Below are 14,574 nucleotides of genomic sequence, written 5' to 3' on the forward strand. Positions count from 1 at the left end.
CTACTCGAGGACTCCAGTGACCTGTTCTAGGAAGTCGTTCGGAACCTCGACGTGAGGTGTATGCCCGACGTTGCTGAAGACGACTTCCTCGAACGTGCCACCCCGGTCAGCGTAACGCTCGAGGACGGCCCGGGTCTGATCGACCATCGGCTGGGGCGGGAAGACGTCCTCGCCTGGCCAGTCGGGAATCTGTCCCATCCGGCCGAGCGTCCCGATGTCGAAGACGGACTCGTTGGAGACGATCTGGTCCGAGTCGCCGCGGATCCACAGGACGGGCGGCTTCTCGTCGGGCTCGATGTCGGCGATCTCCTCAAGCGAGCAGTACTTCGGCGAGATGGCGTTGTTTACACCGTTCTCGCCGGGCGCGACGCCGGGCCAGTTTTGGCTTTCGGTCGCGTCGCCGGGGTAGTTCTCGTCGCCGGTGACGGTATCGAGCATCCCCTTCAAGTACGACTCCTCGCGTTCCTCATCGAACACGTAGCTCGGATCGACGTAGAACGTTCGCAGGACCTTTCGCGGCGAGGACTGCCCCTCCTCGCCGCGGTCCCGTTCTGCGAGTCCCGCGACGAACCCCTCGTTGCCCAGCCCGCCGCCGGAGCCGGCGTAGTCGCCGAAACACGGCGTCCCTTCCTTGTCTCTCGTCCCGCCGAAGCCGTACGGCGAGAGTGGATTGATCAGAACGAGGTTCGCGACCGCATCGGGGTTATCGATCGCGTATCGCATCGCGACGCCGCCGCCGTTCGACCAGCCGACCAGCGTCACGGGGTCGACGAGGTCGAGTTCCGAGAATAGCGCGCGAAGATCCGCCCCGAAGTCGCCGAGCCCGTTCGTCGCGTCGACCGGCTTCGTCTCCGAATCGCCGTACCCCCGAAGATCGGGCGCGATCGCGTGATATCCGGCCGGTAGGTCCGTCATCACGTCCTCGAAGAAGCGCGACGAGGAGACGTTGCCGTGGACGAAAACGACGGTTCCCTCGGAGTCGTCGGCCCCGTTCGGGGCGCCCGACTCGAGGTAGTGGGTCTCGAGGCGGTCGGTATCGACGAGACGCGAGTCGATGCCGGCGAGGGTGTCGTCTCGAGTCATGAGCCGTGATATCACGGCAAGTGTGATAGGTGTCGGTGTTGCAAAAGCCGCTCCAGCGGCGGATCGCCGAAACGAACGACGGCGATTGACCGACGGACCGGTCCCGCTCAGGAGAGGAGTCGCTTGAGTCTGGCGAACAGTCCCTTCGAGGGATCGCCGCCGCGACGCGGGGCCCTGGACTCGGCCGACTCGGCGTCGGAGCCGGTCGCGTCGGCCGATGCCCTCGGCTGGGCCGATTCGTCGATCGAGGCCGAACTCCCACCGTTAGCTTCCGCGATCGCTCGCTCGATGAGGTCCTCGACGTCGTTGACGGCGTCTTTCACCGGCGCCTTGACGAGGGGTTTGCCCTCGAATCGATCCCGGTTTACCGACGTGTCCGCGGCGATGATCACCGCGTCCGCCTCGGCGACCGCGTCGCTCGAGAGTTCGTTCTCCTGGCCCATGGCGCCCTGAACCTCGACGTCGATCTCGTGGCCGAGATCGGTCGCGGTCTGCTCTAAGTTTTCGGCCGCCATCTGGCTGTGTGCGATACCCGTCGGACAGGACGTTACTGCGGGCACTGTCTAGTTCAGCACCTCCTGGGCTGGTGTTCGGCCATTAAGCGCTTGATTCGGTCGATCGTGGTTGTAGTGGTGTCTAAACCGTCTCAGCCAGCGGCGAGCGCTGGCTGGACTGCCCCGCCAGAACGAGTGAAAGCGGTCAATCCGCATTGAGACCGTCTGAAACCATTTTTCGACGTGGTTTCGCTCACTGTAGTTGAGCTGACCGCTCAGGTCGTGACGAGCGAGGGCAGTCAGATAGCCGCCAGCATCGACAAGAAACTCTGTCTCGTCGGTTTCGTGTTTCTCAGTAAGTCGATGCAAGAACGTCGCCGCGGGATCAGTCCCGCGGCAGTTGAACACGTCGATTTCGAGCAAGAGCTTCGATTCCGTGTCGATCGCAGCGTACAGCCATTTCTTTTCGCCGTCGACCTCAATCTGTTTCTCATCGACCGCGACCCGCGACGGCTTTGCCGTCGGCGGGTCGCTCTGTGCTTCCGAAAGCGTGTGTGTCCAGTTCCAAATTGGCCGTGAGAACGGTCAATACCGAGTAAGTCGAGCACTGCGACGACCTCCCGAACTGACAATCCCATCGAATGCAGACGCACCCCGAACACCCTGACGGGTGTCGGGGTACGCTCGTTCTCCCAAACCTCATCACAATCCTCGTCTAAGGTCTCTCTGAGCAGGTCTGCGAGTTGCATGGTCACTTCTCGCTACGACCTGCTCGCTTCTCAAACACCCTCAACTAGACAGTGCCTTACTGCGACAAATTTCATTGGTCTGTGATAGTGTTGACGTGCTCTTGACATCCTCCACGCGCTAAAGCGCGAGGATTCCTCCGTTGGGGGTTCGGCTACCGGCCCACGGAGGCAACTTGCGGGTTTGTGCGCACTCCTTTGGGACTTTCGTGAGGGTGTGGTTTCCCCGACCAATCGTGGCCGTCCCACTCGAATCGCACGGGCCGTGCCATCGGCCTGACTTCCGCATCGCTGTTTTTTCGAAGGAACGTCTCTGACGCCGTGAGGTCGGCGTGGCCCTCGAATCCGCATGGACACGTCAGCGTATCCTCGTGGCGAACCGTTTCCTCGTGGTCGCCACATTCAGGACACGTCTGACTCGTCCACGCTTCCGACTCGGCTTCGAGGGAGATACCGTACTCCTCACAGACACACGCGAGACGGTGGATGAAATTCTTGAACGCCCAGAAGTTGTGCGTCTTCTCGTTCACCCTGACCGACCAGTGCGTTTCCAGCACGTCGGTCAAGTCGCCCATGTACACCGTCGCCACTCCCTCGTCGTACAGCCGTTCAACGAGGTCGCGCACCAGCGCGTTCTGTGCGTGGTCACGGCGCTTCGTCCGCTGTCGGTACAGCCGTCGAATCCGTTTGGAACTGTAGCATCCCTCTCGGAGCTTGGACTGTAGGCGGGCGATTTCGTCGGTCGTCTCACGGAACCGTCCGAACAACTCCCGTCCGTCGTAGAGGTACTGGGAACCAGTAGTCGTGGAACAGGCAACGAGATTGTTTGCGCCAACGTCGAGGGCGGCTTCGTGAGAAGCCAGTGGTGAATCCAGTCGAGAATCATCGACGGTGACTGGTTGGAAAGCCCTGAACGTGTCGCTCACTTCGTCGTACTCAAGTTCCAGACGACCTTGTTCGCCGTCCCATTTCGGGTTGCCTCGGACTTCGAGGCGGAGTCGTTCGTGGTAGCCGAGTCCGTATTCGTCTTTCAGTTCTTGCCCAACAGGAATTTCGAGACGGCTACGCTTGCCCCACTGAATCGTGTACTGGTTGTTGCGGATGTAGGTGCGGAGTTCGCGTCCATCCTCCTCATTGCCCCAGTACGACGGTGGGTTGGCGTCCTCGCCTTTCTCCTTGAGGGCGAAAAACGACCGCCACGCTTCGCTGTTCTTGCGTGTGACCTGTTGGACGGTCGCACTACCGACGACACCGTTGTACTGTCCACGGTAGTCGGAAGTGTCCCACACGTCGCCGTCTCCAAAATAGTTCTGACGACGTTCGTAGGTCAGCTCGTTCCACAGCGAAGCGGAGGCGTCGAGTAGTCGTAGAAGGCACTCTTTGTCATTCTCGGTCTGTGGAACCACCTTGAAGGTGTTGACGCGCTTCATGCGTCCTCACCCTCCTGTTCAGCGATGTATTGTTCGATGGCCTCCTTCGAGGCACTTCCCGCCGTACCAATGTAGTAGGAACGAGTCCACTTCACGCGGTCGTCGTACCGCTGGTTATACTTCCGCGCCGAGATGCCCTTGACCCAGTTGACGATGAGTGACGGGGCGTTCTTGGGTGGACTCCCGATGAACAGGTGTACGTGGTCGGGCATGACCTCGGACTCGGCCAGTTCGAGGTCTTTGTCTTCACAGATTTCCGCGAAGATGGTTTCGAGACGTTCCTTCGTCTTCCCCGTCAGGTATGAACGCCGATACTGAGCGGAACCCTGTTCCGCGAGGTCAGCGGAATCTTCGATTCCGCCAGACTTCGGCACGAACACTATGTGGTAGTAGAGTTCGTATTTCGCGTGACGGGTACTCTTTACCATCTATGCATACTATCACGGTAGAACGCCTTAACGATTGCGTTGGAACCCCGTCTCTGCCATCGTCGGCGGTTGAATACTATTGGTCGGCTTCATCCCAGTCCTGAAGGGCGAGGCTTTCGCCTCGAATTTTCCGTAAGAATGTGTTTGTATCTGATCGAATATGATCGATTCGCCGATTGGAACGATCGGATCCGTCTGCGTCGCCGCTACAGTCGGTCGATGACCGCGGCGGTCACGTCCTCGGTCGACGCGTCCCCGCCCAGATCGGGCGTGCGCGGCCCCTCGGCGAGCGTGGCTTCGACGGCCTCGTTGACGGCCTCACTTTCCTCGTGGTAGCCGAGGTACTCGAGCATCATCGCGGCGGAGATGATCTTCGCAGCCGGGTTCGCGACGTTCTCGCCGGCGATGTCGGGTGCGGTCCCATGGACTGGCTCGAACAGGGCACGCTCGGGGCCGATGTTGGCCGAGGGAAGCAGGCCGAGGCCGCCGACGAGTCCAGCAGCGAGGTCCGAGAGGACGTCGCCCGCGAGGTTCGGACAGACGACGACATCGAACTGTTCGGGGTCGAGACAGACCCGCGTCGCGAAGGCGTCCATCAGCACTTCGTCAGTGTCGACGCCCTGCTCGTCAGCGACCGACTTGACGGTGTCGCGGAAGAGCCCGTCCGTCTCGCGCATGACGTTGGCCTTGTGGACGATCGTGAAGCTGTCGTGCTCGTCGCTGTCGGCGACGTAGTCACAGGCGAACTCGGCGAGCCGTTCGGAGGCCGACTCCGTGACGACGCGGGTAAGCGTCGAGACGTCGTCGGTCAGTCGATCCTCGTGGCCCGAATAGACGCCCTCGGTATTCTCCCGGAGGAAGACCAGGTCAGTTTCGGGGCGAACGGCGTCGATCCCCGGATACGCCTTCGCAGGCCGAACGTTGACGAACGAGTCGACTGCCTCTCGGAGCGGCAGGATGACGTCCGCGGCCGTCTCGCCGGCTGCGCCGAACAGCGTCGCGTCGGCCGACGCCGCGAGGTCGTAGGTCTCCTGTGGGAGCGCCTCGCCGGTCTCTTCTTTGACCGCGTCGCCGGCGTCTGCTTCGACGAACTCGAAGCCGATGTCGAGCGACTCGAGGACTTCGATTGCAGCGGGTGTTACTTCCTGTCCGATTCCGTCGCCCGGAATGACGGCGATTTCGTGAGTCATGCCCAACCATCGTCGCGGGGCCGAAAAGAGGGTATCGATTGCCGGACTGGTCGTCGCTTAGGGACTCCCGATGCCAGTGCCGATTCCAACTGCGTTGGCGATCGCACGTCGTTTGAGCAACGCGAATCCGACGACGACCAGTCCGAATCCAGCGACCGTCACCGTACTGATCGACTCCTCGAGAAACACGACGCCAGCGACCGTCGCGACGATCGGAACCGCGTAGCCGACCAGCGCCGCCTCGAACGCGCCGTGTTTCTCGAGGATCCGGAAGTAGATCAGGAAGGCGATGGCAGTCGCGAAGACGCCGAGATAGACGAGCGCGCCGACTGCGGTGGGGACGACGAGCGACGGTGACGGAAACTCTCCAGCGGCGAGACTGGCGGCGTGTAAGACGACGCTGCCGATGCCCATCGACCAGCCGACCAGCGCCCCACGCTCGATAGTCGGGCCGGCACGCTGAATCAGAACCCCGCCGAGCGCGATACTGCACACCTGTCCGACGACGAGCAGTCGGCCGAGGGTATTGCCCGCCATCAGATTACTCGGATCGGGCTGGACGACGAGCGCGACGCCGAAAAAGCCGATCGCGGCCCCGACGGCACCGACCGGCGAGAGTCGCTCACCGAGCAGCACTACCGCCCACAACGCGGTGATGATGGGAACCAGTCCCTGAATGATCGCAGCGACGCCGCTCGGGACGGTCTGCTGGGCCAGAAAGAGCAAGCCGTTGCCGCCGATCAGAAAGATACCGCCGCCGGTCACAGCTGCCAGATCGTTCCGACGAGTCGGCAACCAGCCATCGACTTGAGTGGCAGCGTAGGCCAGGAGCAAAATTGCCGCGATGTCGTATCGAACGGCTGCAAACAGCAGCGGTGGGAGATGCTCGAGGCCGATCGAAATCGCTGGAAACGAAAGCCCCCAGAGAACGGCGAGGAACACAAAAAGGGGCACATCGAGGGAGCGAGACATACACGTTATTCCGGGCTATCGTCCGAAGTATCTCGCGATTCCGGGGCCTCTCACCGCGTTCGTAACAGCAAGTGAAGAGTGGCGACTCGAGGCCCGTTTGTGACTCGACTCAGAACGAAAACGGAGCGACCGGTCGAAACCGACTCCTTACTCTGCTTCGGGGATCGCTTCGTCCTCGACGTAGGGGAGTTCCTTCGCCTTCTCGCGGACTGCGTCGGCGTTGGACTTCATCAGCGCTGTCGTGTCCCAGACGCCTTCGACGAGAGCCTTGCGCTGGGCCTCATCGACGGTGACGTCGATCGTAGTGTCGCCGTAGGTCACTTCCTCGGCTTCGACGTCGATCTCGATCTCGCCGTCGGGGTTTGCGTCGACCCAGTCCTGCAGTTCTTCGATCGTCTCGCTGTCCGCCGTGACGGTCGGGATACCGAGTGCCAGGCAGTTGCCAGCGAAGATTTCGGCGAAGCTCTCGCCGATGATCGCGTCGATGCCCCAGCGCATTAGCGCCTGGGGTGCATGCTCGCGCGAGGAGCCACAGCCGAAGTTACTGTTGACGACCATCACCGATGAATCCTGGAACCGCTCCTCGTTCATCGGGTGGTCCTTCTGGTTGTCGTCGTCGTCGAATCGCAGGTCGAAGAAGGCGAACTCGCCCAGCCCGTCGAAGGTGACGACCTTCATGAATCGCGCGGGGATGATCTGGTCGGTGTCGATGTCGTTTCCGCGGATCGGGACGCCCGAGCCAGCGACGTAATCGACTTCCGGAATTTCGACTTCGTCGCTCATGCCAGATTCACCTCCTTCAGATCGCGCACATCAGAGACCTCCCCGGTGACCGCCGCTGCGGCGACCATCTGCGGGTTCATCAGGACGGTCCGTCCGTCCTTGCTGCCCTGCCGGCCGACGAAGTTCCGGTTCGAGGAGGAGGCACTGGCCTCGTCGCCCTCGAGTTGGTCTTCGTTCATGCCGAGACACATCGAGCAGCCGGCGTTGCGCCACTCGAAGCCAGCTTCCTCGAAGGTGTCTTTCAGCCCTTCTTCCTCTGCGGCCCGCTGGACGCGCTGACTACCGGGAACGACCATCGCACGGACGTCCTCGTCGACCTGCCGGCCCTCGATGATCTCCGCGGCGCGTCGCAGGTCCGGCAGGCGGGCGTTCGTACAGGAGCCGAGGAAGGCGACGTCGATGTCGTAGCCTTCCATCGTCTCGCCGGGCTCGACGCGCATGTGTTCCTGTGCGCGTCGGGCCGTGTCCTGTTTCTCCTCGGGCAGGTCATCGGGTGCCGGGATCGGCTCGGTGACGCCGACGCCCTGGCCGGGCGTGGTGCCCCAGGTGACGACCGGCTCGAGCTCGCTCGCGTCGATGTGGACGACGTCGTCGTACTCGGCGTCCTCATCGCTCCGGATCGACTCCCAGTAGGGTTTGAGCTCGTCGAACTTCTCGGGGTTTTCCTGGAAGTAGTCCGTCTCTTCGAGCCACTCGTAGGTGGTCTCGTCGGGGTTGACGTAGCCCGCGCGAGCGCCGCCCTCGATGGACATGTTACAGATCGACATCCGACCTTCCATGTTGAGGTTCTCGATGGCCTCGCCGGCGTACTCGTAGACGTAGCCGACGCCGCCTTCGGTGCCGAGTCGGCGGATGATCTCGAGGATGATGTCTTTGGCTTCGACACCCTCGCCGAGTTCGCCGTCGACCTGGATTTTGCGGACCTTCTGTTTCTCCATCGCGACGGTGCCCGTCGCGAGCACGTCGCGGATCTGGGAGGTACCGATGCCGAAGGCGAGCGCGCCGAAGGCACCGTGCGTGCTGGTGTGGGAGTCCCCACAGACGATCGTCTTGCCGGGCTGGGTCAGCCCCTGCTCTGGTCCGATGACGTGGACGATCCCCTGATCGCCCGTCGTCGGGTCGGAGAACTCGATGCCGGCCTCGCGGACGTTCTCCTCGAGTTCGGACATCATTTCCTCGGCCGCGTCCTCCTCGTAGGGGCGGGACTGGTCGGCCGTCGGGACGATGTGGTCGACCGTCGCGTGGGTCAGCTTCGGATAGGCGACCTCGAGGTCGCGCTCGCGAAGCATCCCGAACGCCTGCGGGCTCGTGACCTCGTGGATGAGGTGCAGGCCGACGAACAGCTGATCCTGTCCGGTCGGCAGCGTGGTGACTTTGTGTCGGTCCCAGACCTTATCGTACAGTGTTCCCTCGCTCATTCCTCGTCCTCTACTACCGTCTCACGGTCGGCTCGCTTCCCGTGTTCGGTCCCGCGCTCGAAGACGCGGTTCGCGTCGTCGGCCTCTTTCGGCGGCGTGTGGTCGACGTCACGCATCGTTCGTTTCGTGTCGGTACGTCCGTTCCCGTTGGCCTCTGCCTCGCCCCCGTCGGCGGCGACGATCGGCCCGCGGTTGAACAGCCGGCCAGCCGTCTCCCCGGTGTAGGGGTTCGTGTGGCTGACGTCGGCCATCGTGTCTGTCGTGTTCTCGGTGTCGTTCATGGGTGCTCGTGCTCGGTAGTCGTTCGTTAGTCGTCGGCCTGGACCTGGACGGACTCGTCTTCCGTCTCGTCGTCTTCCTCAGCCCAGGCGAACAGGTCGCGCAGTCGTTCGCCGACGTCTTCGATCTCGTGGTTCTGTTCTGCGTTGCGGAGTTGGCTGTAACTCGGGCGGCCAGCCTGGTTCTCGAGGATCCACTCGCGCGTGAACTCGCCGTTTTGAATCTCTTCGAGAATCTCGTCCATGTTTTCACGGACGGACTCGTCGACGACGCGGTCGCCGCGGGTGAGCCCGCCGTACTCGGCGGTGTCGGAGACGGAGTTCCACATCTCCATGTTGCCGCCTTCGTACATCAGGTCGACGATCAGTTTGAGCTCGTTGAGACACTCGAAGTAGGCGATCTCGGGCGAGTAGCCCGCGTCGACCAGCGTCTCGTAGCCGTGTTTGACCAGCGAGGTGACGCCGCCACAGAGGACGGCCTGCTCGCCGAAGAGGTCGGATTCGACCTCCTCCTGGAACGTCGTCTCGATGACGCCGGCGCGGGTACAGCCGATTCCCTTCGCGTACGCGAGGGCGCGCTCCTGAGCGTCGCCGGTCGTATCCTGGTAGACCGCCAGCAGACCGGGTGTCCCTTCGTCGTTCTCGTAGTTCCGGCGGACGAGGTGGCCCGGGCTCTTGGGCGCGACCATCGTCACGTCGACGTCTTCCGGCGGCTCGATCTGGTTGTAGTGGATGTTCAGCCCGTGGGCGAACTGGAGCGTGTCACCCGCCTCGAGGTTGGGCGCGATGGCGTTCTCGTAGACCGACGCCTGAACGGTGTCGGGGACAAGCACGGAGACGTAGGAGGCCTGTGCGACCGCGTCGCCGGGCGTCGTCACGGTGAGCCCGTCGGCTTCGGCGGCCGATCGCGAGGAGGAGTCCTCGCGCAGGCCGACGACTACGTCGACTTCACTCTCATGGAGGTTCAGCGCGTGGGCGTGACCCTGGCTGCCGTAGCCGAGTACGGCCACGGTCTCGTCGTCGAGCGTCGATACGTCTGCGTCGTCGTCATAGTAAATGTCGGTGGTGAATTCGTCAGTCATCGTCTGCTGGTTGGGTATAGTCGCCATAGTTCGCCTCGTCGGCGGACTGTGCTGTCAGGTCGACGCCAGCGGTCTGATCCGTGCCGCGAGCCATCGCCGTCAGCCCCGTCCGGGAGATCTCACGGATGCCGAACTGGCTGAAGGTGTCGACTGCGGCCTCGATCTTCTGGCGCGAGCCGGTGATTTCGAAGGTGGCCGTCTCCGGACTCGAGTCGACGGCCGTCGCGTCGTACATGTCCGCGACGGCGCTGACCGCTGCGGGATCCTCGGCAGCGACTTTCACGAGCGCCAGTTCGCGGCGCATCGCGTCGGGCTCGAGTTCGCGCACGGAGATGACCGGCACGAGCTTGCGCAGCTGTTTCTCGACCTGGTCGATTCCCGGGTCGGGCTCCTCGACGACGATCGTGATTCGCGCGCGATCCTCGTCTTCGGTGGGCCCGACGGTCAGGCTCTCGATGTTGAACTGCCGTCTCGAGAACAGTCCCGAGACGTCAGAGAGCACGCCGGGTTCGTGCTCGACCAGCGCCGAGATGACGGTGCGCCGGGGCTCGTGGGTCGCCTCGACTTCGGGGTCGATGCGAATGCCCTGTTTGTTGCGCCGTCCCGCTGGCGTCGGTCGCTCTTCCGGTGGTGGGCCTTCGAGTCCTCGTTTCATAGCTGATCCTCCGTCAGTGCGAACTGACCGTTGTCGCCGCCGCTTGGCACCATCGGGTAGACGTTGGCGTCGGGATCGATGTGGACGTCGATCACCGAGGGGCCGTCGTAGGCGAGTGCGTCCTCGATGGTCTCGGCGACGTCGTCGTAGTCGTCGATGCGGAAGCCACAGGCGCCGAAGGCTTCGGCGAGCTTGTCGAACTCGGGCATCCAGTTGTAGTCCGAGGCGGCGTGGCGGCCCTCGAAGAAGGCGTCCTGCCACTGCCGGACCATGCCGATGTACTCGTTGTTGAGCACGGCGACCGTGATGTCCAAGTTCTCACGGACGGCCACGGAGAGTTCCTGCAGCGTCATCAGGAACGAGCCGTCGCCGTCGATACAGACGACCTCCTGATCGTCGTCGGCCGCCAGCCGCGCGCCGATGGCGGATGGCAGGCCATAGCCCATCGTCCCGAGTCCGTGACTCGAGACCCAGGTGCGCGGTTCGGTGTAGGTCCAGTACTGGCAGGCCCACATCTGGTGCTGGCCGACGCCGGTAGTGACGATCGCCCGGTCGCTCGTGGCTTCATCGAGGGCTTCAACGACGAACTCCGGCTGGACCGGTTCGTCCTCGGGCGCGTCGTAAGCCATCGAGTAGTCGGACTTCCACTGCTGGCACTGGGCGCGCCACTTCGTGGCTGCCGGCGACTCGTCGACCGCCTCGGCGAGTTGCTCGACGACGGTTTCGGCGTCGCCGACCAGCGGATAGTCCGCGTGGATGTTCTTCGAGATCTCGGCGGGATCGATGTCGACGTGGATGAGCTCCGCGTCGGGCGCGAAGGTCTCGATGCCGCCGGTCAGGCGATCGTCGAACCGGGTGCCGATCCCGATCAGCGTATCACAGTGGGTGATCGCCATGTTGGCGTAGCCGGTGCCGTGCATCCCCGCCATCTCGAGGGACAGTTCGTGGTCCTCGGGGAACGCGCCGATGCCGGGCATCGTGGTGATGACCGGGATATCGTGTTCGATGGCGAACTCACGGCAGGCCTCGCTGGCCTCGCCTTTGATGACGCCGCCGCCAAGCAGCATAACGGGGCGATTGGCGTTTTCGATTCGGTCGGCCGCAGCCGCGACGATTTCGGGGTCGGCCCGTTCCTGCACCTGATAGGTGTCGGGCGTTTTCGGCTCGTCGGGCTCGCGGTCGGTTTCGCTTTTGGTGACGTCTTTGGGGAGGTCGACCAGGGTCGGTCCCGGTCGCCCCTCACGGGCGAGGGCGAACGCCTCGCTGACGTCGCTGCCGACGCGGTCCGCGTCGCTTGCGAAGGTGTTGTCCTTCGTGATCGGCGTCGTGACGCCGGTGGTGTCGGTCTCCTGGAAGGCGTCGTTGCCGACGAACTCCGTCGGAACCTGTCCCGTCAGCGCGAGCAGCGGATCGGAGTCCATGTCGGCGTCGGCGATGCCGGTGACCAGGTTGGTCGCGCCCGGCCCTGACGTCGCGAGACAGACGCCCGGTTCGCCCGAGACAATGCCGTAGGCGTCGGCCGCGTGGGCCGCGCCCTGTTCGTGGGCCATCGTCACGTGACGAATGTCCGAATCGTACAGCGCGTCGTAGACGGGCATGATCGCCCCGCCCTGCACGCCGAAGGCGTACTCGACGCCCGCGTTCTCGAGTGCGCGGACGACGGACTCGGCACCCGACGTGACGGGCTCGGTCGTCGCCTCGCCCTCGGACTCGGTCACCGCGTCGGGTGCGGCGCCGTCGGTGATCTGGTCGTCGTTCTGTTCGTCTTCCGGTGGTGTGACCTTTGCTGCGCGTTCGCTCATCGATTGCCTCCCGCCGGTGTGCGGCGATCGGGTGGTGTACGGTAGTGTGTCATCTGGTGGATTGCTGATCGCTCGGAGAACGATGCGGATGCCGGTCCGGAGCTGCGAGGTACTGAAGATGGGGCTAGAACGCCCCTACAATACGAATCGGAGCGAGCGCGCTGGTGTCGACTGTGCGAACACGAGCCGACAGGGGAGCGCGAACCGTCATTAGTGGTTACGTAGCTCTCTCGAGGATCATAATGCTTACGAGTCGCGCCAGCTTTCGGGAGCAAACGCGATAGCAGGGGCTCGCGGCCGGTGGCAAACGGGGAGGACATCCCTCAGACGCGCACCTCCTCTTCCTCGGACTGGCGTTCGACGCCAGCTTCCTCGGCGAAGCGCTCCAGGACGTCGACCGTGACGCGGCGCTTCTCTGCCCCGTAGTCTTTGACGCGGCGGGTGACTGCGCGTACCTGCTCGTCGGTGGGGTCGAAGCCACACTCGACGAGCCGTTCGCGGACCGAGTGAGTCCCGGTGTGTTTCCCCATGACGAGCTTGCGCTCGGCACCGATCATTTCGGGGGTCATCACGCCGGGCTCGAAGGTGTCGGAGTTTTCGATGACGCCGGCGGCGTGGATACCGCTCTCGTGGGAGAAGGCGTTGTCGCCGACGACGGGCTTGTTGCCCGGAGTCGGCATCCCGCTTTTCTCCTCGACGATTTCCGAGAGCTCGGTGATACGCGTCGTGTCGATCCCCGTGTCGGTCTGGTAGAGCGACTCGACGGCCATCACGAACTCCTCGTAGGCGGCGTTGCCGGCCCGCTCACCGATGGAGTTGACCGAGACCTGTGCCTGGGAGGCACCCGCTTCGATGCCGGCCAGGGCGTTGGCGGTGGCCAGCCCGAAGTCGTCGTGTGCGTGGACGTCGACCCGAGCGTCGGTGTGGGCCAGGACCTTCTCGATCATGGCCTTGAACCGGGTCGGGGTTGCGACACCGGTGGTGTCGGGAATGTTGATCCAGTCGGTTCCGGCCTCGGTGACCGCCTCGATGACCTCGATCAGGAACTGTTCGTCGGTTCGCGTCGCATCCATCGGCGAGAACATGCAGGTTGCGCCCGCCTCAGTGATGCGTTCGACCGACTCGACTGCGCGTTCTACGACCTCCTCACGGGTGGCGTGCATCGAATCCTCGATCTGGACGTCGCTGGTGGACACGAACGTGTGCACCATCTCGACGCCGGAATCGAGCGCCGCTTCGATGTCCTTGTCGACGACGCGGGCGAGGCCACAGGTCGTCGAACTGGTTGCCGAAGCGATGTCACGAACGGCCTCGAACTCGGCGTCCGAGTTGACGGGGAACCCGGCCTCGATGACGTGGGTTCCCATCTCGTCCAAGATGGACGCGATCTGCCGTTTATCGTCGTAAGAGAACGAAGTGCCGGGCGACTGCTCGCCGTCCCGGAGGGTCGTATCGAAGACACGTGCTGACTCTATTTCGTCAGTGGAATCTAACGTGCCCTGGAAGAACTCGACCCCCCTGACTGTTGTCAGAGGATGGGCTGTCTTGTGAAGACATTGTATCTGAATCCCAGGTGCGACGACATATATAAAACTACCGCTGTCTCCGACGGTGGCCGTCGATCGATACCATCACAATCGTTTATTGAGTTTCGAAAATCGCCAGACGGCGTCGACCTATTATCCGACCATACTTCCTAATACTGTATAGCATGAGTCCGCTGATCGCCGTGGTTCTCGAGCAGTAGCCACGAATTCTTACCCGCTTGGCCCCGATCGAGCTCACTCGAGCACTCGCGCGCGCTCGCTGATCGACGAACGGTCACCGTGTCCGATTGCGAGGGGACCGGATTGTGGCATCTCGCGATTTTTAATCCCGTTTCTGGATGAGCGTTCAGCACGCTGTAGCGCGGAGCCTCCTTCCTCAACGAGCGTCGGAGACGCGAGTAGGGAGGAGAGGAAGCGCGTTCGTACAAGAGTAATACACTCGGCAACGTACCTGGTGTTACTGTCGCCCTCGCACATGTCGGGGGCGAGAGGAGCCACCAGTAAACTGGTTCCTGTGGTGCGGGAGTACCGTACCCTATACTCGGGAACGACGACCGCGAACGTGACGCCACTGGCCTCTCCGTCCCCATTTTGGGGTAGAGCGAGAGAACACCGGGAATTAAATCGGCGGGACAATCCACGAAACAGGTTCGGTAAGTCCGGGCC

General features: G+C 63.0%; 13 protein-coding genes and 1 pseudogene. All 14 read right to left on the reverse strand.

Annotated features, from left to right (window positions below; all coding sequences use genetic code 11):
* The 14 genes and pseudogenes from ACFR99_RS04070 to ACFR99_RS04135 all read right to left on the reverse strand — a co-directional run bounded on the left by ACFR99_RS04070 (position 1) and on the right by ACFR99_RS04135 (position 13,929).
* The gene (locus tag ACFR99_RS04070; protein WP_390284637.1) at positions 1-1,083 is read right to left on the reverse strand and encodes an alpha/beta hydrolase; all 1,083 of its coding nucleotides are present in this window, start codon (positions 1,081-1,083) and stop codon (positions 1-3) included.
* Positions 1,084-1,190: 107 nt separating this feature from the next.
* Complete coding sequence (locus ACFR99_RS04075; RefSeq protein WP_390285381.1) at positions 1,191-1,598, reverse strand: PTS fructose transporter subunit IIB; 408 nt, start codon at positions 1,596-1,598, stop codon at positions 1,191-1,193.
* A gap of 48 nt (positions 1,599-1,646) precedes the next feature.
* Positions 1,647-2,326 (reverse strand): annotated as a pseudogene (locus ACFR99_RS04080) (IS6 family transposase).
* Positions 2,327-2,478: 152 nt separating this feature from the next.
* Positions 2,479-3,753 carry an RNA-guided endonuclease InsQ/TnpB family protein gene (locus ACFR99_RS04085; protein WP_390284639.1) on the reverse strand — a complete coding sequence of 425 codons (1,275 nt, stop codon included), beginning with the start codon at positions 3,751-3,753 and terminating at the stop codon, positions 2,479-2,481.
* Positions 3,750-4,181 carry an IS200/IS605 family transposase gene (gene tnpA / locus ACFR99_RS04090; RefSeq protein WP_390284641.1) on the reverse strand — a complete coding sequence of 144 codons (432 nt, stop codon included), beginning with the start codon at positions 4,179-4,181 and terminating at the stop codon, positions 3,750-3,752. The genes ACFR99_RS04085 and tnpA overlap by 4 nt, the downstream gene beginning before the upstream one ends.
* A 206-nt stretch (positions 4,182-4,387) precedes the next feature.
* A complete protein-coding gene (leuB, locus tag ACFR99_RS04095; protein WP_390284643.1) occupies positions 4,388-5,371 on the reverse strand; it encodes a 3-isopropylmalate dehydrogenase in 984 nt (327 codons plus the stop codon).
* Positions 5,372-5,428: 57 nt separating this feature from the next.
* Complete coding sequence (locus tag ACFR99_RS04100) at positions 5,429-6,343, reverse strand: DMT family transporter (RefSeq protein WP_390284645.1); 915 nt, start codon at positions 6,341-6,343, stop codon at positions 5,429-5,431.
* A 147-nt stretch (positions 6,344-6,490) separates the two neighbouring features.
* Positions 6,491-7,126 carry a 3-isopropylmalate dehydratase small subunit gene (gene leuD / locus ACFR99_RS04105; RefSeq protein ID WP_390284647.1) on the reverse strand — a complete coding sequence of 212 codons (636 nt, stop codon included), beginning with the start codon at positions 7,124-7,126 and terminating at the stop codon, positions 6,491-6,493.
* On the reverse strand, positions 7,123-8,544 hold the full coding sequence (gene leuC, locus ACFR99_RS04110) for a 3-isopropylmalate dehydratase large subunit (protein ID WP_390284649.1): 1,422 nt from the start codon (positions 8,542-8,544) through the stop codon (positions 7,123-7,125). Before leuC ends, leuD begins: the two co-directional genes overlap by 4 nt.
* Complete coding sequence (locus ACFR99_RS04115) at positions 8,541-8,825, reverse strand: hypothetical protein (RefSeq protein ID WP_390284651.1); 285 nt, start codon at positions 8,823-8,825, stop codon at positions 8,541-8,543. The genes leuC and ACFR99_RS04115 overlap by 4 nt, the downstream gene beginning before the upstream one ends.
* A gap of 26 nt (positions 8,826-8,851) precedes the next feature.
* Positions 8,852-9,904 carry a ketol-acid reductoisomerase gene (gene ilvC / locus ACFR99_RS04120; protein WP_390284653.1) on the reverse strand — a complete coding sequence of 351 codons (1,053 nt, stop codon included), beginning with the start codon at positions 9,902-9,904 and terminating at the stop codon, positions 8,852-8,854.
* On the reverse strand, positions 9,897-10,559 hold the full coding sequence (gene ilvN, locus ACFR99_RS04125; protein ID WP_390284655.1) for an acetolactate synthase small subunit: 663 nt from the start codon (positions 10,557-10,559) through the stop codon (positions 9,897-9,899). The genes ilvC and ilvN overlap by 8 nt, the downstream gene beginning before the upstream one ends.
* Complete coding sequence (ilvB, locus tag ACFR99_RS04130; RefSeq protein ID WP_390284657.1) at positions 10,556-12,361, reverse strand: biosynthetic-type acetolactate synthase large subunit; 1,806 nt, start codon at positions 12,359-12,361, stop codon at positions 10,556-10,558. Before ilvB ends, ilvN begins: the two co-directional genes overlap by 4 nt.
* A 323-nt stretch (positions 12,362-12,684) precedes the next feature.
* Complete coding sequence (locus ACFR99_RS04135; RefSeq protein ID WP_465260892.1) at positions 12,685-13,929, reverse strand: LeuA family protein; 1,245 nt, start codon at positions 13,927-13,929, stop codon at positions 12,685-12,687.
* Positions 13,930-14,574: the final 645 nt, after the last annotated feature.

Source organism: Haloarchaeobius amylolyticus, assembly GCF_042678045.1.
Classification (GTDB): domain Archaea; phylum Halobacteriota; class Halobacteria; order Halobacteriales; family Natrialbaceae; genus Natrinema; species Natrinema amylolyticus_A.